The organism is Pseudomonas sp. DL (genome assembly GCF_047199225.1).
GTDB lineage: Bacteria > Pseudomonadota > Gammaproteobacteria > Pseudomonadales > Pseudomonadaceae > Pseudomonas > Pseudomonas aeruginosa.
The window spans coordinates 1,274,922-1,299,060 of record NZ_CP178323.1; the positions used below are offsets into that span (position 1 = coordinate 1,274,922).

Annotated in this window: 19 protein-coding genes; 11 read left to right on the top strand and 8 right to left on the bottom strand. The window is 65.7% G+C overall.

Going from position 1 to position 24,139, the window contains the following annotated elements; all coding sequences use genetic code 11:
* The first annotated feature begins 105 nt into the window (after positions 1 to 105).
* Together ACI766_RS06020 and ACI766_RS06025 are read left to right on the top strand one after the other, a co-directional pair.
* Positions 106 to 1,683: a hypothetical protein gene (locus tag ACI766_RS06020; RefSeq protein ID WP_003453723.1), complete on the top strand. Its 1,578-nt coding sequence runs from the start codon at positions 106 to 108 to the stop codon at positions 1,681 to 1,683.
* 639 nt (positions 1,684 to 2,322) lie between these two features.
* Entirely contained in the window at positions 2,323 to 3,285 is a 963-nt protein-coding gene (locus tag ACI766_RS06025; protein ID WP_003453720.1) for an SDR family NAD(P)-dependent oxidoreductase, read from the top strand.
* Here ACI766_RS06025 and ACI766_RS06030 read toward each other — a convergent pair.
* Positions 3,282 to 3,821 (bottom strand): hypothetical protein, encoded by a 540-nt coding sequence (locus ACI766_RS06030; RefSeq protein ID WP_162404107.1) that lies wholly within the window; start codon positions 3,819 to 3,821, stop codon positions 3,282 to 3,284. The two genes, ACI766_RS06025 and ACI766_RS06030, sit on opposite strands and share 4 nt — an antisense overlap.
* Between ACI766_RS06030 and ACI766_RS06035 the strand changes: the two genes are divergently transcribed.
* Positions 3,757 to 4,485: an MFS transporter gene (locus ACI766_RS06035; RefSeq protein ID WP_003453717.1), complete on the top strand. Its 729-nt coding sequence runs from the start codon at positions 3,757 to 3,759 to the stop codon at positions 4,483 to 4,485. The two genes, ACI766_RS06030 and ACI766_RS06035, sit on opposite strands and share 65 nt — an antisense overlap.
* A 51-nt stretch (positions 4,486 to 4,536) precedes the next feature.
* On the opposite strand, the gene ACI766_RS06040 is transcribed toward ACI766_RS06035, so the two are convergent.
* Positions 4,537 to 5,451: an AraC family transcriptional regulator gene (locus ACI766_RS06040; RefSeq protein ID WP_003162432.1), complete on the bottom strand. Its 915-nt coding sequence runs from the start codon at positions 5,449 to 5,451 to the stop codon at positions 4,537 to 4,539.
* Between the two features lie 190 nt (positions 5,452 to 5,641).
* Here ACI766_RS06040 and ACI766_RS06045 point away from each other — a divergent pair, with 190 nt between their 5' ends.
* The 3 genes from ACI766_RS06045 (at position 5,642) to tadA (ending at position 8,730) form a co-directional block, all read left to right on the top strand.
* Positions 5,642 to 6,637, top strand: a complete 996-nt coding sequence (locus tag ACI766_RS06045; RefSeq protein ID WP_003453713.1) for an NADP-dependent oxidoreductase — start codon at positions 5,642 to 5,644, stop codon at positions 6,635 to 6,637.
* Between the two features lie 162 nt (positions 6,638 to 6,799).
* Positions 6,800 to 8,191: a multicopper oxidase family protein gene (locus ACI766_RS06050; RefSeq protein ID WP_003092698.1), complete on the top strand. Its 1,392-nt coding sequence runs from the start codon at positions 6,800 to 6,802 to the stop codon at positions 8,189 to 8,191.
* Positions 8,182 to 8,730 carry a tRNA adenosine(34) deaminase TadA gene (tadA, locus tag ACI766_RS06055; RefSeq protein ID WP_003124122.1) on the top strand — a complete coding sequence of 183 codons (549 nt, stop codon included), beginning with the start codon at positions 8,182 to 8,184 and terminating at the stop codon, positions 8,728 to 8,730. Before ACI766_RS06050 ends, tadA begins: the two co-directional genes overlap by 10 nt.
* An 86-nt stretch (positions 8,731 to 8,816) precedes the next feature.
* Here tadA and ACI766_RS06060 read toward each other — a convergent pair whose 3' ends face one another.
* The gene (locus ACI766_RS06060; protein WP_152959661.1) at positions 8,817 to 9,056 is read right to left on the bottom strand and encodes a hypothetical protein; all 240 of its coding nucleotides are present in this window, start codon (positions 9,054 to 9,056) and stop codon (positions 8,817 to 8,819) included.
* 62 nt (positions 9,057 to 9,118) lie between these two features.
* Between ACI766_RS06060 and ACI766_RS06065 the strand changes: the two genes are divergently transcribed.
* Positions 9,119 to 10,375 carry an amino acid permease gene (locus ACI766_RS06065; RefSeq protein ID WP_003105913.1) on the top strand — a complete coding sequence of 419 codons (1,257 nt, stop codon included), beginning with the start codon at positions 9,119 to 9,121 and terminating at the stop codon, positions 10,373 to 10,375.
* A gap of 125 nt (positions 10,376 to 10,500) precedes the next feature.
* On the top strand, positions 10,501 to 11,085 hold the full coding sequence (locus ACI766_RS06070; protein WP_003113820.1) for a DUF2239 family protein: 585 nt from the start codon (positions 10,501 to 10,503) through the stop codon (positions 11,083 to 11,085).
* A gap of 13 nt (positions 11,086 to 11,098) precedes the next feature.
* Here the strand turns inward: ACI766_RS06070 and mltF are convergent, their stop codons facing one another.
* The gene (gene mltF / locus ACI766_RS06075) at positions 11,099 to 12,571 is read right to left on the bottom strand and encodes a membrane-bound lytic murein transglycosylase MltF (RefSeq protein ID WP_003104806.1); all 1,473 of its coding nucleotides are present in this window, start codon (positions 12,569 to 12,571) and stop codon (positions 11,099 to 11,101) included.
* A gap of 286 nt (positions 12,572 to 12,857) precedes the next feature.
* On the opposite strand from mltF, the gene purL reads away from it, so the two are divergent.
* The 3 genes from purL to ACI766_RS06090 all read left to right on the top strand — a co-directional run bounded on the left by purL (position 12,858) and on the right by ACI766_RS06090 (position 17,536).
* Positions 12,858 to 16,754, top strand: coding sequence for a phosphoribosylformylglycinamidine synthase (gene purL / locus ACI766_RS06080; protein ID WP_003104809.1), 3,897 nt, complete (start codon positions 12,858 to 12,860; stop codon positions 16,752 to 16,754).
* A 6-nt stretch (positions 16,755 to 16,760) separates the two neighbouring features.
* The gene (locus ACI766_RS06085) at positions 16,761 to 17,039 is read left to right on the top strand and encodes a CDGSH iron-sulfur domain-containing protein (RefSeq protein WP_003113822.1); all 279 of its coding nucleotides are present in this window, start codon (positions 16,761 to 16,763) and stop codon (positions 17,037 to 17,039) included.
* Positions 17,040 to 17,218: 179 nt separating this feature from the next.
* Positions 17,219 to 17,536 carry a YqfO family protein gene (locus ACI766_RS06090; RefSeq protein WP_003092679.1) on the top strand — a complete coding sequence of 106 codons (318 nt, stop codon included), beginning with the start codon at positions 17,219 to 17,221 and terminating at the stop codon, positions 17,534 to 17,536.
* Positions 17,537 to 17,737: 201 nt separating this feature from the next.
* Here ACI766_RS06090 and nagE read toward each other — a convergent pair whose 3' ends face one another.
* The 4 genes from nagE to nagA are packed head-to-tail and all read right to left on the bottom strand — an operon-like array spanning position 17,738 to position 24,130.
* Positions 17,738 to 19,450, bottom strand: a complete 1,713-nt coding sequence (gene nagE, locus ACI766_RS06095; RefSeq protein ID WP_003162429.1) for an N-acetylglucosamine-specific PTS transporter subunit IIBC — start codon at positions 19,448 to 19,450, stop codon at positions 17,738 to 17,740.
* A gap of 24 nt (positions 19,451 to 19,474) precedes the next feature.
* Positions 19,475 to 22,003: a phosphoenolpyruvate--protein phosphotransferase gene (gene ptsP, locus ACI766_RS06100; protein WP_087823906.1), complete on the bottom strand. Its 2,529-nt coding sequence runs from the start codon at positions 22,001 to 22,003 to the stop codon at positions 19,475 to 19,477.
* Between the two features lie 16 nt (positions 22,004 to 22,019).
* Complete coding sequence (locus ACI766_RS06105) at positions 22,020 to 23,042, bottom strand: SIS domain-containing protein (protein ID WP_003119309.1); 1,023 nt, start codon at positions 23,040 to 23,042, stop codon at positions 22,020 to 22,022.
* On the bottom strand, positions 23,039 to 24,130 hold the full coding sequence (gene nagA / locus ACI766_RS06110) for an N-acetylglucosamine-6-phosphate deacetylase (protein ID WP_003113826.1): 1,092 nt from the start codon (positions 24,128 to 24,130) through the stop codon (positions 23,039 to 23,041). Before nagA ends, ACI766_RS06105 begins: the two co-directional genes overlap by 4 nt.
* Positions 24,131 to 24,139: the final 9 nt, after the last annotated feature.

The following is a 24,139-nucleotide window of genomic DNA, read 5'->3' on the forward strand; positions in this document are numbered from 1 at the left end:
TGCTAATTGTCATGGCAGCTTTTCAGTGAAAAGTGTCGGTTTCTCGGGGCTGTCGAAATTTCGCAGCATTTTTGGGGTTTCATTGTTTTAGAGGCGAGTTTCGGGATGAAAATAAAGGCCGCGTTGATTGTTGATGATCTTTCATTGAGTGAGTGGCAAAAGCGGGCGATTGAAGACTCTTCTGAGTATCTTGATATTCAATTGGTTCTCAGTTGTCGTAATAGCGCGACCAAGAAAAGTGTCATCAAGCATTGCGGGTATTATTTTCTCAATATTCTTTCCCTGAAGAATGATATGACTCGTCGAGTGCAGTTAGACTCTCGTGGCTCAGAAGTCATTCATTTCGATTCTGATTACGAAGGGGCCTGGCAGCGCATCCCGGAAGATGTCTGCGCCCGAATTCTGGATAAGGGAATAAAGCTGGTCATCAAGTTTGGCATGTCTCTGCTCCGCATCGATGGAGGATTGCAGAGGCTGGACATTCTTTCCTACCACCATGGCGATCCAGAGTACTACAGGGGGCGGCCCGCGGGCTTTTATGAGATATATGAAAATGCAGACAGCGTCGGGATCATAGTCCAGAAGCTCTCCAACAAACTGGACGCCGGCGAGGTCTTGGTGCGCGGGTACTCCAAGGTTCATCACCACTCCTACAAGAAAACCTCAAGAAACTTTTATCTGAATTCGGTCGTGCTGCTTCGCAAGGCGCTTGTCAATTACTCTCGGGGAGAGCAGGTGGTATTAGAAAAGCTGGGCAAAAACTACCGTCTGCCCAGCAATTTCACCGTCTTCAAGTTTTTCTGCAAGACTATCTTCCGGGGGCTTGCCCGGCTATCGTACGGGGCGTTTTTCGAAAAAAAATGGAATGTCGTTGCGCTTCCTTACAACGATATTCCTTCGTTGCAAGAATTGTCCGTCTCAGCAGGAAAGATTCCGAAGGTGGAGAAGGGGTATACTTTCTACGCCGATCCTTTCTTTAGTGCGGACGGTAAGCTGATACGTCTCGAAGCCTTGAATGCTAGCAACGGTCTGGGTGAAATCATTGAATTGAAGGCCCAGAGTCTTGACTTTTCACGTGTGATCTTGAAGGGGAATCATTTTTCCTATCCCTATTCGTTCGAGGCGTCTGGTGTCGAATATCTGATACCGGAAGTCGCCTCTCATTCCGCTCCCTGTCTTCTGCCTCCTCCTTTCGCTCTGGAGAGCAAGAAGCTATTCCAGGGAATGGAGGGTGAGCGGATTCTGGATGGCACGCTTTTCGAACACGGGGGCAGGTACTACCTGTTCTGCGGCCAGGCGGTATCAGGTTCGGACAACCTTTATCTTTATGTCGGCGAGAGCCTGGAAGGACCCTACACTTCCCATCCCTGTAACCCTGTGGTGATGAATCCCGGCTCCGCACGAATGGGCGGGCGTATCTTCAAGGAGGGAGGAAAGCTTTACCGGTTCGGTCAGAACAACTCCTATGGTTATGGAAGCAGTCTGGCCGTAAACGAAATCGAGGTGCTCGATCCAGAGCATTATTCGGAGAAGCGTGTAGCAAACCTGGCGTTCCAGGACGCACGCGGTCCGCATACCATCGACATTCATGGGCAAACCATGATCCTCGATTTCTACCAGGACAGATTTTCGCTTCTGGCGGGGTATCGCCGTTTGGTGGCCAGGCTGCTCAGCAGGGGCTGAGCCATTTCCGCGTCGCCAGCAAGTTACCCACGAACTGGGCGGAGCGACTACTGGTCGTAGAGACGCACATGGGGCAGGGTGGCCGACAGGTCGCCGTCTTCTATGTATGCGTCTTGGCAGGCCGGCGAATTTGTGATGTTAGCCATCGATTTTCTTCGCTCGGCGGCGGAAGCTTCTGTGGTTTTACCTATTCCCGAGCAAGCGAGGGAGCGGCTTCAACAAGCAAGTACAAGTCAGGCTCATGTCGAACGGTTATCCACCAAAGTATCGCTCTGATATTGATGGCTTGCGCGCAGTGGCGGTGCTTTCCGTCATTGTGTTCCATGCCTTCCCGGAAGTGTTCGGTGGAGTGACCTGCCCCCAGTTTTAGTACAGCTGCCTAGTTAGTAGGCCCTGGGGTTGATATCAATTTTTCCTGCTTCAGCTGCTGTTGGCGAGTTCGCCAACGTACAGCAAATTCTGCGCCGTCCCGTGCTTTTCTTGCAGCGGTGATGAAACAGCTGCTTACGGGATCGGACGATCTCGATAGGAAACTGGATTCCGCTGCATTCGGAATCCAGTTTTCCACTTCGATAATGACCCTCGTCCCAAGAGCCAGCGCTATCCGCCTGGCCGCTTCCGCATGCGAGGAGAGTTCTCATGGCTATCAGGCAAACCCCCATCAATTCGGGATTCGGAGCGAAAACGCAGGCCAGCGAGGTGATGGCGGGGCGAGACCTCTCCGGAAAGACCGCCATCGTGACCGGCGGCTACTCCGGTCTTGGCCTGGAAACCACGAAGGCGCTGGCCGACGCGGGCGCGCGGGTCATTGTTACGGCGCGCAGACCGGATGTGGCAAGGGAGGCGCTGCTCGGGCTCGACGAAGTCGAGGTGCAGGCGCTCGACCTGGCCGAGTTGGCCAGCGTGCGTCGGTTCGCCGAGGCCTTCTCCGCCTCGCGCCGTCGTGCCGATATCGTCATCAACAACGCCGGTGTGATGGCCTGTCCCGAGACCCGCGTAGGCCCGGGCTGGGAAGCGCAGTTCGCGACCAATCACCTTGGCCACTACGCCCTGGTGAACCTCTTGTGGCCGTCGCTCGCGGATGACGCGCGAGTGGTCGCCGTGTCCTCCGCCGGGCACCACTACTCGGCGATCCGCTGGGACGACGTGCAGTTCGAACGGGGCTACGACAAGTGGCTGGCTTATGCGCAGTCGAAGACTGCCAACGCCCTGTTCGCCATCCAGTTGGATGCGCTGGGTCGCGAGAGGGGTGTGCATGCCTTCGCATTGCATCCGGGCAGCATCGCCACACCGTTGCAACGCCATGTTCCACGGGCGGAGATGATCGCCCTGGGCTGGATGGACGAAGCCGGCAATCCGGCCAGCCCCGACACGCTCAAGACCCCGCAGCAGGGGGCTGCCACCCAGCTGTGGGCTGCGACCTCTCCGCTGCTGGCGGGGATGGGCGGGCTCTACTGCGAGGATTGCGACATCGCAGGCATCGCGCCGGACGACTCGCGCACCCTGGCCGGCGTACGCGAGCATGCGATCGATCCGGAGCAGGCCCGCCGCCTCTGGAGGCTTTCGGCGACGCTCACCGGGATCGACGCATTCGCGTCCTAGTCGAGCACACGGAAGACGTCGCGGATACCGCGCTTTCTGTCCATCAAACAAGCACCGGGATCGATCGAATGACCTCCAGCAGCGTAGGGAAAGGTATTGCCATCTCCGGCATGTTCTTCATGCTCGGATTGTGTTTCGGGAGCCTCAGCTCCCGGATGGCCACGATAAAAGACGGACTCCAGCTTTCCGACGGGGTGTTCGGCAGTGCGCTTTTCGCCATGTCGGCCGGGGTGGTGCTCTCGTTGCCGGTATCCGGCTGGATGATCGCGAAGCTCGGCAGCAGAAACGTTGGAGTAACGGCGATTCTCGCGAACGCCGTTCTGCTGTTGTTGGTTCCCTTGGCTTCTAGCGTCTACCAGCTTGCTGCTCTGTTGTTCGTATCGGGGTTCTCCTATAGCGAATACCCAGGCAAGCCTGTCGGAGGCGCTCATCGGAAAGACCGAGTTACCGTTTTTCCACGGTATATGGGGGTTGGCGGGATTCGTCGGCGCCGGGTTCGGGGCGTTGATGATCGGGCAGGACTTTGCCTTGTCCACGCATTTCGGCGTGATATCGGTGATCGCCTTCCTGGCCGCCCTGGCCTGCTGGCGCTTTCTCCACGACCAGCCTGGCGCGGAGCGGGTCGGGCGGGCCTTCACGATGCCGGACAGGAGGCTTTTCAACTACGGGCTGATCGTTTTTTTCTCGATGGCCTGCGAAGGCATCATGTATGACTGGAGCGTCGTCTATTTCCAGGACGTGGTCTCGGCCGAGCGGCAACTGGTCGGAGTCGGCTTCATGGTGTTCATGGGCGCCATGACTGTCGGCCGGCTTCTGCTGAACCGAGTCGCCGACCGTTTCGGTACGCGCAGCACCTTGCAGTGGAGCGGGGGGCTCGCCTTGATCGGCATGGTCACGACGATCGCCTATCCGAGCCTGCTGGCGTCGATCATTGGCTTCTGCCTTGTCGGTCTCGGCATCTGTACCGTCATTCCGCTGGTGGCGGGGGCCGCCGCCCGCTCCTCGAGCATGGCGCCGAGTTCGGCTATCGCAGCCGTTCTGACGATCGGATTCCTGGGCACGTTGATCGGCCCGCCGCTGATCGGCTTTCTCTCCGAAGCGTTCGGCCTGCGTTATGCCTTCGGCGCGTGCGTGGTCCTGGCCATCGGGATCATCCTTCGGGCGGGAAAGATACCGTGGCAAGCTCCGTCGGTCGTTTGACCATGCGCTCGACCGCTCGGGGAACCTGCCGCATGGGCGGTTCGCCGAGCGCTATGCCCTGCTGGCCTGCCGGCTGCGATAGTCTCTGGGCGAGCATTTCATGATGCGTTTGAAGGCGTTGCTGAAGGCGCTGTCCGAGCCGTAGCCCAGGGTTTGCGCGATCGAGGAAATCGTCGCTTTGCTGTCGCGCAGGGCGCGAGCCGCCAATTGCATACGCCAGTGCGATACATATTCCAGCGGCGCCAGTCCCGCGGTTTGCTTGAAACGCAGGGCCAGCGTGGAGCGCGAGGTACCCGCTACGTCGGCCAGGCGCTCGACCGTCCAGACTTTGGCCGGCTCGGCGTGGATCGCCCGGATCGCCGCGCCTATGCGCGGATCGGACAACGCCAGCAGCCAACTGGGCGTGTCGCTGCCCTTGCCGGCGAGATAGAGGCGCAGCACCTGCGCCAGCATGATGTGGCCCAGGTGGTGAGCGATCAGCGCGCTACCGGGTGACGGGCAGGAAAACTCATGGGCCAGTCGGTGCAGCGCCCAGCTCAGTACGGATGCCTGGTCCGAATCGCTTTTCACGACGGTCACCGGAGGCAGCCCGTCGAACAGCAGGTTGGCTTCTTCGCCAAAGGCGAAGCGACCGCCGATCAGGAAACAATCCTCGCTTTCCCCATAGTGCGCGACGCCGTCAGGGGCATCTCGGTAGAGCAGCGTGGCGTCGGCGGCGGGAAGGGATAGATCGCTGCCGACCAGCAGCGGACTGCGGCAGGACACCAGAAAGCAGTCGCCCGCTTCCAGTCGGATCGGCTCTTCCATGCCGTCGGTGGCCAGCAGGCAAGCGCCACGGACTACCACGTTGAACTTCACACCTTCCGGTGCCGGAAAGCGGAGTGCCCAATCGCCGCCGGTCTTCAGGGCGCCGAAGGAGGAGTCCTGGCTGTTGACCAGGGAAAGGACTTCGGAGAGAGGATCCATTGATGCTGGACGATCGCGATAGAAGATAGGAGTTTTTTGCATTCTAAGTCCGGAGATGTTTTCTCACAATGAGATTGCATCAGGTTGCCATCGACTCGGAGAACAGCATGCACGACAGACAGTTTCACATGCCTCCCGCTTTCGGCGGTGAGGCCAGCGACAGTGTCGCTCTCGCGGCGGGAGAGAAGCGATGATCAACCGTCAGATCGTTCTGAGCGAGCTTCCCCGGACTGCGCTCGCTGTCCGGCATTTTCAGGGGCGGGAGGTGCGTTGTCCGGTTCCGGCCGACGGTGAGCTGTTGCTTCGTGTCCTGTACATACCGCTGGACGCCGCCAGCCGGGCCTGGATGCAAGGCGCGACCTATCGCCCCGGCCTCGTGGCCGGGGAGGTGATGGCGGGGTTGGGACTGGCCGAGGTGGTGGAATCGTGCTCGGCGTCGTTCCAGCCCGGCGACCTGGTCTGTGCCGAGACCGGCTGGCAGACTTTCGCGGTCGTGCCGGCGGCCGGGCTCATCAGGCTGCCGCGCCTGGAGCCCCTCACGCACCTGCTCAGCGTCTACGGCGTAGCAGGCCTGACGGCCTATTTCGGCCTTCTCGAATGCGTGAGGCCGGTGCAGGGCGAAACGCTGGCGGTGTCAGCCGCCGCCGGTGCCGTCGGCTCTATCGTCGGGCAGATCGCCAGGATCAGGGGCTGCCGTACTGTCGGCATTGCGGGAGGCGCCAGCAAATGCGCCTGGCTGGTTCGTGAACTGGGTTTCGACGCGGCACTCGACTACAAGACGGGGACGCTGGCCGATGACTTGCGGCGGACCTGTCCGGACGGGATCGACGCGTATTTCGACAACACCGGCGGTGCAATCCTCGATGCCTGTCTGCCGAACATGGCGGAGCATGGACGGGTCGCCTGTTGCGGCGCGATTTCGCAATACGACCTGGACCGACCCGCCGCCGGTCCTGCCGGGATCCCCGGGCTGCTCATCATCAAGCGCCTGACGTTGCGCGGATTCCTTCTTGGCGACTTTCTCGAGAGCAGAGAGCGGGCGCTCTCCGATCTCAAGGCATGGGTCGACTCCGGGCAGATCAAGGTATACGAGGATGTGCTCTACGGACTGGAAAGCCTGCCGGCGGCTCTGGTCGGCCTGTTGAATGGCGAGAACTTCGGCAAGCGCATCGTGAAGGTAGCCTGAGCGTAGTCCGCGACCAGCGATCCGCCGCTGGCGCTGGGGAGCTCTTTTGCTTGCTGCAGGTCAGCGGGAGTGTATTTGTTCCGAGCGAGAACTCGCCTTGTGGGCGTGGAAATGAGAAAATCTATCATTTCCCAGCCGCAGTACCGCGAAGGTGAAGGCTCCATGACATTTACCCGTAGACAAGTGCTCGGCGGCCTCGCCGGGCTGGCGGTGGTCGGCCTCGGCGCCGGCGGCGCGCGCTTCTGGCTGGCGCGTCCGCAGGTGGCGCAGGAGTACGACTACGAACTGATCGCCGCGCCGCTGGACCTGGAGATCGTCCCGGGCTTCAGCAGTCCGGCGCTGGCCTATGGCGGCCAGTGCCCCGGCGTGGAGTTGCGGGCGAAGCAGGGCGAGTGGCTGCGGGTGCGCTTCACCAACAGGCTGGACGAACCGACCACCATCCACTGGCACGGCATCCGCCTGCCGATCGAGATGGACGGCGTGCCGTACATTTCCCAGCCGCCGGTGCAGCCGGGCGAGAGTTTCATCTACCAGTTCAAGACCCAGGACGCCGGCAGCTACTGGTACCACCCGCACCTGATGAGCAGCGAGCAGCTCGGCCGCGGGCTGGTCGGCCCGCTGATCATCGAGGAGCGCGAACCCACCGGGTTCCGCCACGAGAAGGTTCTCTGCCTGAAGACCTGGCACGTGGACGAGCAGGGCGCCTTCACCCCCTTCAGCGTGCCGCGCCAGGCCGCGCGCGAAGGCACCCGCGGGCGCTATTCGACGATCAACGGCAAGCATGTGCCGACCATCGACCTGCCGGCCGGGCAGATTGTCCGGGTGCGCCTGCTGAACGTCGACAACACCGTCACCTACCGTCTCAACCTGCCCAACGGCGAGGCGAGGATCTATGCCATCGATGGCCATCCGGTGGAACCACGCGGCTTCGAGGGGCAGTACTGGATCGGCCCCGGGATGCGCCTGGAGCTGGCGCTGAAGGTGCCGGAAGCGGGCACCGAGCTGTCCCTGCGCGACGGGCCGGTACGCCTGGCGACGATCCGCAGCGTGGCCAGCGCCGAGGCACCTGCCGGCGACTGGCCGAAGCCGTTGCCGGCGAATCCGGTGAGCGAACCGGACCTGGCCAATGCCGAGAAGATCGGTTTCCGTTTCGAGTGGGTCGGGGCGATGTCCGATACCAGCGGCAAGAATCCCTATCCGTCGTTCTGGCAGATCAACGGCAAGGCCTGGGAAGGCGGCGAGGAGCACAAGCACAACGCGCCGCCGCTGGCCAAGCTCAAGGAAGGCCAGAGCTACATCTTCGAGCTGCGCAACATGGCGCAGTACCAGCACCCGATCCACCTGCATGGGATGGCCTTCAAGGTGCTGGATTCGGATCGCCGGGAGATCATCCCGTACTTCACCGACACCTACCTGCTGGGCAAGAACGAGACTGCCCGCGTGGCGCTGGTGGCGGACAATCCGGGCCTGTGGATGTTCCACTGCCACGTCATCGACCATATGGAGACCGGCCTGATGGGGACCATCGCGGTCGGCGAGGCCTGGTGCGGGTGACTAAGCTGATCAGCAACGGCAAGGGCTACCCGACGGTAAAAGGCGTGCGTCCGATCATCGATCGCAGCCGGGACCCGCATTTCATGCGCGAGGCCCTGGCAGAGGCGGAAAAGGCCGCGGCCCTCGGCGAAGTGCCGGTGGGCGCGGTCCTGGTGCGCGAGGGCGAGATCATCGGGCGGGGCTTCAACCGGCCGATCAGTAGCCACGATCCCAGTGCCCACGCCGAAATGCTGGCGATCCGCATGGCAGCGGCGGAGGCGGGCAACTACCGGCTGCCAGGCAGCACCCTGTATGTGACCCTGGAACCCTGCAGCATGTGTTCCGGACTGCTGGTGCACGCACGCATCCAGCGCCTGGTGTACGGCACGGTCGAGCCCAAGTCGGGCGCAGTGGAAAGCCGTGGGCGATTCTTCGAGCAGGAGCATCTCAACCATAGGGTCATGGTCGAGGGTGGCGTGCTGGCGGAAGAATGCAGCCAGACGCTCTCGGCGTTCTTCCGCGCGCGGCGCGAAGCGGCGAAGAAGCCTCGCGAAGACTGACGGATGTTTCTCTTTTCGAACGCTCCGGCTGAAACGTTAAAGCACGTCCTAGCCCCTTCCTCTACTTCAAAAGCCATCTGCATCAATTATTTATCCGGATATTTCGGACGATCGGCATAGGCGTAAAGTCGTAGTCGCCGCGCGCTTCCTTCGTCGAATTGTGTGATATTTTGCACGGCCGCTTGAGCAAGCGGCCCGCAGGCAATGGCTTCAGGTGAGAGCGAGCCCGCCTGCGGATACCCCCGCCGGACCGCGCAGCCGAAAAGCGCGGCCGGTCCGGAGGCGTCCGCGATTCCCGGCCCTGCATTGTCCTCGAAGAAGGCCATCGGTACGGCGGTCCTGGCCGCCTCCCGCACAATGCCAATTCGAAATGCAGGGAGTTGTTGTCATGAGTGATACCCGGGTCCAGCAGTATCAGGATCACGCCGGGGCGGAAGCCGTCGATTCCTCGGGACTGGAGGTCAAGCGCCTGACGTTCCTCGAGGCGGTGGCGATGATCGTCGGAACCAACATCGGCGCAGGCGTGCTGTCCATGGCCTACGCCAGCCGCAAGGCCGGCTTCATGCCATTGCTGCTCTGGCTGGCGGTGGCCGGCCTGTTCACCACCATTTCCATGCTCTACGTCTCGGAAACCGCCCTGCGCACGCGCACCCACAACCAGTTGAGCGGCCTTGCCCAGCGCTATGTCGGCTCCTTCGGCGCCTGGGCGATCTTCCTGTCCGTAGCGGTCAACAGCATCGGCGCGCTGATCGCCTACATGAGCGGCAGCGGCAAGATCCTCAGCGCCTTCTTCGGTATCAGCCCGGCCCTGGGCAGCGTGCTGTTCTTCATTCCGGCCGCCGGCGTGCTGTACCTGGGGCTGAGCGCCATCGGCAAGGGCGAGAAGTTCATCAGCATCGGCATGGTCAGCATGATCCTGATCCTGGTGGCGGCCACCCTGCTCAACGACAATACCGAGTTCGCCCGTCTGCTCGACGGCGACTGGATCTACATGGTGCCGGTATTCAACATCGCGGTGTTCTGCTTCTCCGCCCAGTACATCGTCCCGGAGATGGCCCGTGGTTTCAGCCACGCCCCGGAGCGCCTGCCGAAGGCGGTGATCACCGGGATGCTGACCACCTTCGTCCTGCTCAGCATCGTGCCGCTCTCGGTGATCGCCCTGACCGGCCTGGAGAACCAGTCCGAAGTCGCCACCCTGGCCTGGGGCAAGGCGCTCGGCGAATGGGCCTTCTTCACCGCCAACACCTTCGCCCTGTGCGCCATGCTGACGTCCTACTGGGGCCTGGGCGGTAGCTTCCTGACCAACATCTTCGACAAGTTCCACAAGCTCGGTCCGGAGAACCGGCCGAAGACCCGCCTGCTGGTGCTGGCGATCGTCGCGCTGCCGCCGTTCGTCCTGGCCTACAGCGGGCTGGTCGGCTTCGTCAACGCGTTGTACTTCGCCGGGGCCTTCAGCGGGGTGATTCTCTCGATCATGCCGATCCTGATGCTGCGCTCGGCGCGTAGGAACGGCGACTTCGAGCCGGCCTGGAAATGCGGCTGGATCGCCCATCCGGCGATCCAGGCGGTGATCGTGACGATCTACCTGGCCAGCGCCGCCTACGCCATTTGTAGCGCCATGAACCTGCTGCCGGCCGGCTGGTAGGTCATCGCTGCCGGAAGAGGCCGCCATAGGGCGGCCTTTTTCATGGGATTTATTTTATCCGGATAATATTGTTGCTCTATTTATATCCGGGTATTATTCGGGCGTTCCATCCATGGGAGCCTGTCATGGCCAATGATCCATACATCCAATCCTTCACCTGCTTCGACGGCACGCGCCGGCTGCTGACGGCGGCGCTGCCGGAGGTCGCGCTGGCCTTGAAGCAAGCGGTCGCCGGCGGTGCAGCCGGACCGCTGCTGGTATTCGACAATGCCACTGGGCGCTCCGTCGATCTCGATATCCGTGGTTCCAGCGAGGACCTGCTGGCGCGCCTGGTCGTCGCAGGCGAGCGGCAACCGGCGGAGGAGGCCGCGCCGCGCGGGCGCGGGCGGCCGAAGCTGGGCGTGGTGGCGCGCGAGGTGACCTTGTTGCCGCGCCACTGGGAATGGCTCGCCGCGCAGCCCGGGGGCGCCTCGGTGGCGCTGCGCAAGCTGGTCGAGGAGGCGCGCCGCAGCCAGTCCGGGCGTGCGCGGCAGGCGCAGGAGCGCGCCTACCATTTCATGAATGCGATGGCCGGCGACCTGCCGGGCTTCGAGGAGGCGACGCGTGCGCTGTTCGCCGGGGATCGCGAGGGCTTCGCCGAGCGGATCGCCGGCTGGCCGACCGATGTGCGCGAGCACGCCGCCTGGCTGGCAAGCGACGGAGAATCCTGAGGGGAGGGGGCGGCTAGAGTTTCTCGTCGCCGCTGTCTTCTTCCGGGCGCGTCTTGTTCACGCCGGGCAGGTGCAACCCGCTCTCGGCGATCTGGCTGCCTTCCATCTGCGGCTGGGTCACCCAGGTGAGGATGTCGTAGTAGCGCCGCACGTTCTGTACGAAGTGCACGGTCTCGCCGCCGCGCGCATAGCCGTAGCGGGTCTTGGCGTACCACTGCTTCTGCGCCAGGCGCGGCAGCATCTTCTTCACGTCCAGCCACTTGTTCGGGTTGAGGCCTTCCTTCTCGGCCATCTTGCGCGCGTCTTCCAGGTGCGCGCCGCCGATGTTGTAGGCGGCCAGGGCGAACCAGCTGCGGTCCGGTTCCTTGATGCTCTCGGGCAGTTCGCTGCGGATCTGCACGAAATACTTGCTGCCGCCCTGGATGCTCTGCTTCGGGTCGAGCCGGTTGGACACCCCCATCGCCTGGGCGGTGCGGTTGGTCAGCATCATCAGGCCGCGCACGCCGGTCTTGGAGGTAGCGCCGGGCTGCCACAGCGATTCCTGGTAGCCGATGGCGGCGAGCAGGCGCCAGTCGGTATCCAGCTGCTTGCCGCTCTGCTTGAAGTGGCTTTCGTAGCGCGGCAGGCGTTGCTGCAGGTGCTGGGCGAAGGTGTAGGCGCCGACGTAGCCGAGTACGTCGACATGCCCGTAGTAACGGTCCTTCAGGCGTTGCAGCAGGCCTTCCTTCTTGGCCTGGTCGAGGAACGCGTTGACCTCGTTCATCAGGCTGTCGTCGTCGCCCCCCGGCAAGGCCCAGGCCAGCCCGCGGGCTTCGCCGAAATCGAAGGCGACGCGGACGTTGGGGAAGTACACCTGGTTCATCGCCAGTTCGTTGGAGTCGACCAGGGTCAGGTCGATGTCGCCGACGTCGACCATGCGCAACAGGTCGACCACTTCGACAGCATCGGATTCTTCGTACTTCAGTTCGGGATACTGCTTCTTCAGCTCGGCGAGCTGCTCCGCGTGGCTGCTGCCCTTGAGCACCATGATGCGCTTGCCGACCAGGTCTTCCGGGCGGGTCGGGCGCTGCTGGCCGTTGCGGTAGATGATCTGCGGGGTTACGTCGAGGTAGGTGTGCGAGTAGCGCACGCTGGCGTCGTCTTCGCGTCCCGGGGTCAGGCCGGCCGCGGCGAGCGCCGGGCCGCCCTCGCGGGAAAGCTGGGCATAGAGGTCGTCGAGGTTGTCGGCGGTCTCGATCTTCAGCTCGACGCCGAGACGCTCGGCGAAGCGCTTGGCCAGTTCGTATTCGAAGCCGGTTTCGCCGTTGCGGTCCTGGAAGTAGGTGGCCGGGCTGTTGCGGGTGATCACGCGCAGTACGCCCTCCTTCTGCACGCGCTCCAGGGCGGTAGGGGCTTTCGCCTCGCTACAGCCCGCAAGCAGCAGAAAGATGCCGGTCGCCAACAGCCAGGCGGCGCAACGTAAGCGGTACGCGGTCAGGGCAAACATCGGCGCAGTATACGCAAAGGCGAGACGGCGCCATATCTCGACAGCCGGGACCTTCTCTGCTATCGCCGGGATACCGTTCGTCCGCCGTTTCGCTTGCCCCGTCGCAGAGCGCTGCGGCGCCGTTCTCGAAGTGTTTCGAAGCGGGCCGCCGCGGATCCGATGGAGGGCTATGCGATAGCCATCGGCGCGGGTGCCGCCGGACGGTGCTTTACGGTAGAATGCACGGCCTCTGCGGGCCGGCCCGGCCGGCCCCCACACCTTCCCGTCTCCAGAGGCTGTTCCGACAATGCTGATCCTGCGCGGCGCTCCCGCCCTTTCCGCTTTCCGCCACGGCAAACTGCTCGAGCAACTGACCCAGCACGTACCTGCCGTTACCGGGCTGTACGCTGAGTTCGCGCATTTCGCCGACGTCACCGGCGCGCTCACCGCCGACGAGGAGCAGGTGCTGGCGCGGCTGCTGAAATACGGCCCGAGCGTGCCGGTGCAGGAGCCCAGCGGACGGCTGTTCCTGGTGGTGCCGCGCTTCGGCACCATCTCGCCGTGGTCGAGCAAGGCCTCCGACATCGCCCGCAACTGCGGCCTGGCGAAGATCGACCGGCTGGAGCGCGGCATTGCCTACTATGTGCAGGGCGAACTGTCCGAGAGCGACGCCCAGCAGGTCGCCGCCCGCCTGCATGACCGCATGACCCAACTGGTGCTGGACCGCCTGGAAGGCGCCGCCGAGCTGTTCAGCCATGCGCAGCCCCGCCCGCTCACCGCCGTCGACGTGCTTGGCGGCGGTCGCGCCGCGCTGGAGAAGGCCAACGTCGAGTTGGGCCTGGCCCTGGCCGAGGACGAGATCGACTACCTGCTGAAGAGCTTCGGCGAACTGGGGCGCAACCCGCACGACGTCGAGCTGATGATGTTCGCCCAGGCCAACTCCGAGCATTGCCGGCACAAGATCTTCAATGCCAGTTGGGACATCGACGGGCAGGCCCAGGACAAGAGCCTGTTCGGCATGATCAAGAACACCTACGAGATGAACCGCGAAGGCGTGCTGTCCGCATACAAGGACAACGCCGCGGTCATCGTCGGCCATGTCGCCGGGCGTTTCTTCCCCGATCCGCAGACCCGCGAATACGCCGCCAGCCGCGAGCCGGTGCAGATCCTGATGAAGGTGGAGACCCACAACCACCCGACCGCCATCGCGCCGTTCCCCGGTGCCTCCACCGGTTCCGGCGGCGAGATCCGCGACGAGGGCGCCACCGGCCGCGGCGCCAAGCCGAAGGCCGGCCTGACCGGCTTCACCGTGTCCAACCTGCAGATCCCCGGTTTCGAACAGCCCTGGGAAGTGCCCTACGGCAAGCCCGAGCGCATCGTCACCGCGCTGGACATCATGATCGAGGGCCCGCTGGGCGGCGCCGCGTTCAACAACGAGTTCGGCCGTCCGGCGCTGACCGGCTACTTCCGTACCTTCGAGCAGAAGATCGCTACCCCTCACGGCGAGGAAGTGCGCGGCTACCACAAGCCGATCATGCTCGCCGGCGGCATGGGCAACATTCGCGACGAACACGTGCAGAAGGGCGAGATCAGCGTCGGCGCCAAGCTCATCGTCCTTGGCGGCCCGGCCATGTTGATCGGCCTGGGCGGCGGCGCCGCCTCTTCGATGGCCACCGGCGCCAGCTCCGCCGACCTCGACTTCGCCTCGGTGCAGCGCGACAACCCGGAAATGGAGCGACGTTGCCAGGAAGTGATCGACCGCTGCTGGCAGCTCGGCGAGCGCAACCCGATCAGCTTCATCCATGACGTCGGTGCCGGCGGCCTGTCCAACGCCCTGCCGGAACTGATCAACGACGGCGGCCGCGGCGGTCGCTTCGAGCTGCGCGCGGTGCCCAACGACGAGCCGGGCATGAGCCCGCTGGAAATCTGGTGCAACGAGTCGCAGGAGCGCTACGTGCTGTCGGTGGACGCCGCCGACTTCGAGACCTTCAAGGCCATCTGCGAGCGCGAGCGCTGCCCGTTCGCGGTGGTCGGCGAGGCCATCGAGCAGCGCCAGCTGACCGTCGCCGACAGCCATTTCGACAACAAACCGGTGGACATGCCGCTGGAAGTCCTGCTCGGCAAGGCGCCGCGCATGCACCGCGCGGTTACCCGCGAGGCCGAGCTGGGCGACGATTTCGACGCCGCCGGGCTGGAGCTGCAGGAAAGCGTCGAGCGCGTCCTGCGCCATCCCGCCGTGGCCAGCAAGAGCTTCCTGATCACCATCGGCGACCGCACCATCACCGGGCTGGTGGCCCGCGACCAGATGGTCGGGCCCTGGCAGGTGCCGGTGGCCGACTGCGCCGTCACCGCCACCAGCTTCGACGTCTACACCGGCGAGGCCATGGCGATGGGCGAACGTACCCCGCTGGCGCTGCTGGACGCCCCGGCTTCCGGACGCATGGCCATCGGCGAGACGGTCACCAACCTGGCTGCCGCGCGTATCGGCAAGCTGTCCGACATCAAGCTTTCCGCCAACTGGATGGCCGCCGCCGGCCACCCCGGCGAGGACGCGCGCCTGTATGACACGGTCAAGGCCGTGGGCATGGAACTGTGCCCGGAACTGGGCATCACCATCCCGGTGGGCAAGGACTCGATGTCCATGAAGACCCGCTGGCAGGACAATGGCGAGGACAAGAGCGTCACTTCTCCGGTCTCGCTGATCGTCACCGGCTTCGCCCCGGTCGCCGACGTGCGCCAGAGCCTGACCCCGCAACTGCGCCTGGACAAGGGCGAGACCGACCTGATCCTGATCGATCTCGGCCGCGGCAAGAACCGTCTCGGCGGCTCGATCCTGGCCCAGGTCCACGGCAAGCTCGGCCGCGCCGTGCCGGACGTCGACGACGCCGAGGACCTGAAAGCCTTCTTCGCGGTGATCCAGGGACTCAATGCCGACGGCCATATCCTCGCCTACCACGACCGTTCCGACGGCGGCCTGATCACCAGCGTGCTGGAGATGGCCTTCGCCGGTCACTGCGGCGTCGAGCTGAACCTCGATGCCCTGGCCGATAGCCGCGAAGAGCTGGCGGCCGTGTTGTTCAGCGAGGAACTGGGCGCGGTGATCCAGGTTCGCGAGGGCGCCACTCCGGAAGTCCTCGCGCAGTTCAGCGCCGCCGGTCTCGACGACTGCGTGGCGGTGATCGGCCAGCCGGTCAACGGCTACGAGATCAACCTGAACTACAACGGCGAGACCGTCTACAGCGCCCAGCGCCGCATCCTGCAACGCATCTGGAGCGAGACCAGCTACCAGATCCAGCGTCTGCGCGACAACGCCGACTGCGCCGAGCAGGAGTTCGACGCGCTGCTGGACGAAGACAACCCCGGGCTGTCGATCAAGCTCAGCTACGACGTCAACGACGACATCGCCGCGCCCTACATCAAGAAGGGCGTGCGGCCGAAAGTGGCGATCCTCCGCGAGCAGGGCGTCAACGGCCAGGTGGAGATGGCCGCGGCGTTCGACCGCGCCGGCTTCGCCGCGATCGACGTGCACATGAGCGACATCCTCGCCGGGCGGGTCGACCTGGACGCCTTCAAGGGCCTGGTGGCCTGCGGTGGCTTCTCCTACGGCGACGTGCTCGGCGCCGGCGAGGGCTGGGCCAAGTCGATCCTCTTCAACGCCCGCGCCCGCGACGGCTTCCAGGCGTTCTTCGCGCGCAAGGACAGCTTCGCCCTCGGCGTCTGCAACGGCTGCCAGATGATGTCCAACCTGCACGAGCTGATTCCCGGCACCGAGTTCTGGCCGCACTTCGTGCGCAACCGTTCCGAGCAGTTCGAGGCGCGGGTGGCGATGGTCCAGGTGCAGGAGTCGTCGTCGATCTTCCTGCAGGGCATGGCCGGTTCGCGCCTGCCGATCGCCATCGCCCATGGCGAAGGCCATGCGGAGTTCGAGTCGGAGGAAGCGTTGCTCGAGGCCGACCTTTCCGGCTGCGTGTCGCTGCGTTTCGTCGACAACCACGGCAAGGTCACCGAAGCCTACCCGGCCAACCCCAACGGGTCGCCGCGCGGCATCACCGGGCTGAGCAGCCGCGACGGCCGGGTCACCATCATGATGCCGCACCCCGAGCGGGTGTTCCGCGCCGTGCAGAATTCCTGGCGTCCGGACGACTGGCAGGAAGACGGCGGCTGGCTGCGCATGTTCCGCAACGCCCGGGTCTGGGTGGACTGATCCGGCATGGCGGGCGATGCGGACTCCAACTCGTCGCCCGACCTTCTTCCCGAGGTTCGCCGGGTCTCTCCCGGCGACACCTTGCGGCTCTGTACCTGCGGGGCTTCGGCTTCGCTTCCCGATTGTCCCGCCGACTGCCGCAACGGCCTGACGCTCCACGCGACCCGCGAGCGCCTGTTGCTGTTGTGCCGCTGCGGGCGCTCCGCCGACCTGCCGTATTGCGACGGCAGCCATGCGCCTTCCGCCTCCGGGCTGAAGGCCAGGTGGCGGCGTTTCCGCGGCTGAGCGTAAATCTGTGAACGCCCGCACGAAGGTGTTGTGACGAGCGAACAAATGTTGCGCTTATCTGTCGTAAAGGCAGCGTCAAATATTCATCATGTCAAGGCAAAGTGCCATTATTTGGCGTCGGCAGTCGCACAACCACCGACCGCCTCGTGCAGCATTCGATTCGTGCGGAGAAAACGATGTACAAGCTGTGTTTCTATGTGCCTGAGAGCCATCTGGATGTCGTCAAGCAAGCGGTGTTCGCCGCGGGTGGCGGGCGCATCGGGGCGTACGACAGTTGCTGCTGGCAGTCCCTTGGCCAGGGCCAGTTCCGGCCCCTGGACGGTAGCCAACCCTACCTGGGCCAGGTCGGCCAGGTCGAGCACGTGGCGGAGTGGAAAGTGGAGCTGGTGGTGGCCGACGAGCTCATCCACGCCAGCGTCAAGGCGCTGAAGGCGGCGCATCCCTATGAGACCCCGGCCTACGAAGTCTGGCGCCTGACCGACATGGTCTTCTGAGTTTTCCTCGGACAAGCAAGAAGGGCGGCCAGTTGCCGCCCTTTTCGTTATCCGCCTCACGGGGAGAGCCCGACCCGGGGCTGTGGCGTGGCGCGAACAACCGCTTCGCGATTATCGAACCCGAACGGGGGAGCTGTGGCGTAGGGCGAATAACCGCTTGGCGGTTATCCGCCGATTGGCCGAGGTCCAGCCCTCCTGCCGTCAGCGCCGCAGCAGCGGTTGCAGGGCCTGGCTCAGGGCCGCGGCGCGGGGGCCCACCAGGATATGGCAGATGCCGCCGGCGAGGGAGCTGACGCCCTGTCCGCCGAGACGACGCAGTTGCTCGGTGGCCAGCTTGCGTTCGTCCGCCACGCTGACCCGCAGGCGGGTCAGTGCGACGTCCCGTACCTCGCGCAGGTTGCCGGCGCCGCCGAGGGCGCCGAGCCAGGCCTGGGCTTCGGCGGCGTCGACGGTGGCCTGCATCGACACCACCTCTTCGGCTGCGTTCGGACTGCCCAGCGGCGGTACGGCTTCGCCCGGTTGCGTATCGAAGGGCAGGGCGCGGCGGATCTCGTCGGCGATGCTGTCGGCCTGTGGGCCGACCACCACCTGCAGGCTGCCGGCCTTGCCCGGACGTACCACGGCCATCGCACCGAGGGCCTTGAGCTGGGCGTCCGAGGCCTTGTCGCGGTCGACCAGGCGCAGACGCAGGCGCGTGGTGCAGGCGTCCACCACTTCGAGGTTGGTTGCGCCACCCAGGGCGCGGATGAATGCCGGGGCGCGCTCGGCTTCGGCGTTGTCGCCCGATTCGCTGCTCGCGTCGTCTTCGCGGCCCGGGGTCTTCAGGTTGAAGCGGCGGATGCAGAAGTCGAACACCAGGTAATAGATGCCGGCATAGAGCAGGCCCAGCGGCCAGAGCATCCAGCCGTGGGTGGAACGGCCCCAGCCCAGGGCGAGGTCGATGGCGCCACCGGAGAAGGTGAAGCCGAGGCGGATATCGAGCAGGTCGGTGAGGGCCATGGACAGGCCGGTGAGCAGCGCATGCAGCAGGTAGAGCAGCGGCGCGAGGAACATGAAGGCGAACTCCACCGGCTCGGTGACGCCGGTGAGGAAGGCGGTCAAGGCCATCGACAGGAGCAGCCCGCCGATCAGCTTGCGCCGCTCCGGACGGGCGTTGCGGTACATCGCCAGGCAGGCGGCGGGCAGGCCGAACATCATCACCGGGAACATCCCGGCCATGAACTGGCCGCCCTTCGGGTCGCCGGCGAAATAGCGCGCCAGGTCGCCGGTGACGACGCGCCCGGTTTCCGGGTCGGTGAAGCTACCGAAGACGAACCACACCAGGTTGTTGAGGATGTGGTGCAACCCGGTGACGATCAGCAGGCGGTTCAGCACGCCGAAGGCGAAGGCGCCGAAGCTGCCGCTTTCCAGCATGAGTTGGCCGAGGCCGTTGATGCCCTGTTGCAGCGGTGGCCAGATCACCCCGAACAGCAGGCCCAGGCAGACCGCGCTGATCCCGGTGGCGATCGGCACGAAGCGGCGGCCGCCGAAGAACGCCAGGTATTCCGGCAGCTTCACGTCCTTGAAGCGGTTATACAGGGCGCCCGCCACCAGGCCGCTGATGATGCCGGAGAGCACGCCCATGTCGATGCCCGGATCGATCACCTTGAGCACCGAGATCATCACCAGGTAGCCGATGGCGCCGGCGAGGCCGGCGGTGCCATTGTTGTCGCGAGCGAAACCGACGGCGATGCCGATGGCGAAGATCAGCGCCAGGTTGGCGAAGATCGCCTTGCCGGCGTCGTGGACCAGCGGAATGTCGAGCAGGTCGACGTCGCCCAGGCGCAGCAGCAGGCCGGCGATCGGCAGGATCGCGATCGGCAGCATCAGGGCGCGGCCCAGGCGTTGCAGGCTTTCGATCAGGAACGGGGGCATGGCGGTGGTCTCCGATTGTTCTTGTCAGGCCAGCGGCCAGTGTTGCAGGCAGGCGTCGCGCACCGCCCGGGCGCTGCCCAGGTCCAGTAGCGCCTGGGCGTGGCGGCGGCATTCAGCGGCGTCGAGCTGGCGCACCCGGGTCTTGATCTCGCCGACCAGGTTCGGCCCGACGGACAATTCCTCGACCCCGAGGCCGACCAGTACCGGTGTCGCCAGCGGGTCCGAGGCCAGCGCACCGCAGACGCCGACCCAGCGGCCGTGGCGGGCTGCTCCGGCGCAGGTCTGGGCGATCAGCCGCAGCAGCGCCGGGTGCAGGGCGTCGATGCGGTCGGCCAGGCCGGCGTGGCAACGGTCCATGGCCAGGGCGTACTGCGACAGGTCGTTGGTGCCGATGGAGAGGAAGTCGGCGTGTTCGGCCAGTTGATCGGCGAGCAGGGCGGCGGAGGGCACTTCGATCATCACCCCGAGTTCGGGCAGGCGCTCGATCCCCAACTGCGTGGCCAGCTCGTCGAGGCGGCGACGGATGGCGCGCAGTTCGTCGACCTCGCTGACCATCGGCAGCAGTATCCGGCAGCGTTCCAGTGGTTCGACCCTCAGCAGCGCGCGCAACTGCTGGTCGAGCAGCTCCGGGCGCGCCTGGCCGAGGCGGATGCCGCGCAGGCCCAGTGCTGGGTTTTCTTCCACCGGCAGCGGCAGGTAGTCGAGGTGCTTGTCGCCGCCGACATCGATGGTGCGGATGATCACCTTGCGCTGGCCCATGGCGTCCAGGACCTCCTGGTAGGCGTTGCGCTGCTCCTCTTCGTCGGGCGCGGCGCGGCGCTCGAGGAAGAGAAACTCGGTGCGTAGCAGGCCGACCCCGTCGGCGCCGTTGGCGAAGGCTTCGGCGGCCTCGCGCGGCGAGGCGACGTTGGCGCCGATCTCGATGCGCCGGCCGTCGCGGGTGAGCGCCTCGCGCTGCGCATCGGCCTGCTGGCGGCGGTGTTGTTCCTCGCGCTGCGCCACTTGCAAGGCGACCTGCTCCAGGCGTCGAGCGTCGGGGCTGAGTTCCAGCCGGCCCTGGCCGGCGTCCAGTACTACCTGCCGGCCTTCCTCCAGCTCCAGCAGCCCGGCGCCGAGCGCCACCAGGCACGGCAGGCCCTTGCTACGGGCGAGGATGGCCACGTGGGAGGTGGCGCCGCCTTCGGCCATGCACAGGCCAGCCGCGCCGGCATCCACCAGCGGCGCGAGGTCGGAGGGGGTGATCTCCCGGGCGGCGACGATGGCCCCAGCAGGCACCCGCAACGGTGCGGTGTCGCCGAGCAGCACCCGCAGCACGCGTTTTTCCAGGTCGCGCAGGTCGTTGGCGCGCTCGGCCAGCAGCAGGTTGCCCAGCGCCTGGAGAATCTCGCACTGGGCCTGAATCGCCCGGTGCCAGGCGTGGGCGGCGCCGACGCCCTGGTCGATCAGCATGTCGGCGGCGTCCAGCAGACCCGGGTCTTCCAGCAGCGCGAGATGCGCGGAAAAGATCGCCGCTTCGTTCTCGTCGCCGCCGAGCCTGGCCTGCTGCAGGCTCCCCTGTACGTCGTCGCGCACCCGTTGCAGGGCCTGGTCCAGGGCGAGGTGCTGTTCCTCGGGACGATGCCGGCCGTCATCCGCCGGCAGGCTGATGGCGCCGAGCCGCGCCAGGGGACCGCTGGCCAGGCCGGGCGAAGCGCAGACGCCGGCCAGGGTACCGGCGACAGCCGCAGGTCGCGCCGGCTCGCCCGGGGCGATGGCGCGCGGGGCCTCCTTCGGAGCCCCCGCGGTGGCGCTGGCGAGGGCCGCGAGCAGGGCGTCGAGGGCCGCCTCGCTGTCTTCGCCGCGACAGATCACCTCTACCTCGTCCTGTTCGGCGACCCCCAGGCCCATGATGCCGACCAGGCTGTCGACGCTGGCCACCTGCCCGGCGAAGTGCAGTTCGGCCTGGCTGGAAAAGCCCTGCGCGGTCTTCCGTAGCAGCGCTGCCGGGCGTGCGTGCAGACCGCCATGATGGGCGACCCGCGCCCGCCCGCGGACCTGGCGCTGCGCGGAGCCTTCGCCAGGCGCGGGATTGGCCGGACGTTGCTCGGCCTTCTCCGGACTCAGTTGCAGGAGCGGCGCGCCGACCTCCACCGGGTTGGTGGTCAGCGGGCGTACCTGGAAGCCGTCGCCGTTGGTCAGGATCATCACCGTGATCAGACTGCGGCTGCCGCGGGCGACGCGGTCCAGGTCGAAGCGCAGCAGCGGCTGGCCCTCGATCACCCGCGCACCTTCCTCGACCAGCGCCTCGAAGCCTTCGCCTTGCAGCTGTACGGTATCGAGGCCGACGTGCAGCAGCAGCTCGGCACCGTTGTCGGCGCGCAGGCTGAGCGCGTGGCGGGTTCGCGCCAGGTGGCTGACCAGCCCGGCGCAGGGCGCGTGCAGGCAGTCGTTGAGTGGGTCGATGGCGATGCCTTCGCCCAGGGTGCCGCTGGAAAACACCGGGTCGGGTACTCGGTTGAGCGGCATCACGGGGCCGCTCAGGGGCGCTTTGAGGGCGAGATTCTTGTTGTTCATGGGCGCGCGCTCAGGCTCAGTGGGTTCGGGTGACTTTGCTCAGGTGCCGTGGCTGGTCCGGGTCCATGCCGCGGGCTTCGGCCAGGCCGGCGGCCATGACGTAGAAGCTCTGGATCGCCAGGATCGGATCGAGCGCCGGATGCGCGGCGCGCTGCAGCGGCAGGTCGCGTTCGGCGATGTCGTCCGGGGCAGCGAGCAATACCTGCGCACCGCGTTGGCGCATATCCTCGGCGAGCGCCAGCAGGCCTTCCTGCTCCGGGCCGCGGGGAGCGAACACCAGCAGCGGATAGCGCTCCTCGACCAGCGCCATCGGTCCATGGCGGACCTCGGCGCTGCTGAAGGCCTCGGCCTGGATCGCCGAGGTTTCCTTGAATTTCAGCGCGGCCTCCTGGGCGATGGCGTAGCCGGCGCCGCGACCGATCACCATCAGCCGCTGGCAGTCGCGCAGGGCCTCGATGGCCGGCGACCAGTCGAGCCTGGCGGCCTGCTCCAGCCCGGCCGCCAGGCCCTGGCCGGCGGCCAGCAGGGCATTGTCGCGCTGCCAGTGGGCGAGCAGGCGGGCGCTGGCGCTGAGCGTGGCGATGAAGCTCTTGGTCGCTGCGACGCTGCGCTCGGTGCCGGCGCAGAGCGGCACGACGAATTCGCTGGCGGCTTCCAGCGGCGAATCTTCGGCATTCACCAGGGCGATGCCCAGGGCGCCGCGTTCGCGCAGGATGCGCAGGCTGTCCACGAGATCGGGGCTCTGTCCTGACTGCGAGAAAGCGAAGACGGCCTGCCCGGCGACACGCAGCGGCGAGCGGTTCAGGGTCACTACCGACATGGGCAGCGAGGCCACCGGCAAGCCGGCGTGCTGCATGGCCAGGTAGGCGAAGTAGCTGGCGGCATGGTCGGAGCTGCCGCGCGCGACGGTCAGCGCCAGGTTCGGATCGACCTCCCGCAGGCGCTGGCCAAGCGCCGGCAGGCAAGCGTCGAGCACGGCCAGTTGACGGCTCGCCACCGCGGCGGCGGAGAGCGCTTCCTCGAGCATCAGCGAAGTCATTCGAGTTCTCCTTCCACCATCACGGCGTCGAGTTCCAGGGAGCGATCCAGGCGCACCACATCGGCCCAGGCTGCGGGCGCCAGGCGGCCGCGCTCGGCGAGGCCGAGGTAATCGGCGGGGAATTGCGAAAGGCGTTGCGAGGCTTCGGCCAGGGGCAGGCCGATCTTCACCAGGTTGCGCAGCGCCTGGTCCATGGTCAGGGTGCTGCCGGCCAGGGTGCCGTCGGGCAGGCGCACGCCGCCCAGGCACTTGGTCACCGTGTGGCTGCCGAGCTTGTACTGGCCGTCGGGCATGCCGGCGGCGGCGGTGGAGTCGGTCACGCAGTACAGGCACGGGATCGAACGCAGGGCCACCCTGATGGCGCCGGGATGGACATGCAGCAGGTCGGGGATCAGCTCGGCGTAGCGTGCGTGGGCCAGGGCCGCGCCGACGATACCCGGTTCGCGGTGGTGCAGGCCGGTCATCGCGTTGTAGAGGTGGGTGAAGCTGCTGGCGCCGGCTTCCAGTGCGGCCACGCCGTCCTCGTAGCTGCCCAGGGTATGGCCGATCTGCAGGCGTACGCCGCGCTCGGCGAGGGCGCGGATCAGCGGCCGGTGTCCGGCGATCTCGGGGGCGATGGTGATCACCCGGATCGGCGCGCGGCGCAGGTAGTCCTCGACTTCCTCGAGCACCGCGGCATGGGCGAAGTTGGGCTGCGCGCCGAGCTTGCCGGAGTTGATGTAGGGGCCTTCCAGGTGCACGCCGAGTATCCGTGAACCGCCCTCCAGCGAGCGGCGGCAGTAAGCGCCGAGCTGGCTGAGGATGTCGGCGATCTCCTCGCGCGGTGCGGTCATGGTGGTGGCCAGCAGCGAGGTCGTGCCGAAGCGCCGGTGGGTGCGGGCGATGGTGGCGAAGGCGTCGCCGCCTTCCATGATGTCGCGGCCGCCGCCGCCGTGCACATGCAGGTCGATGAAGCCTGGCAGCAGGTACGGATCGGCGTTGCCGGCCGGATCGCAGGGCTCGCCTTCGATCCGCTGGATACGCCCGTCCTGGATGTGCAGGCGGCCGAGGACCCAGCCTTGCGGGGTGAGAATGTTGCCTTCGAGCATGGCGGCTCC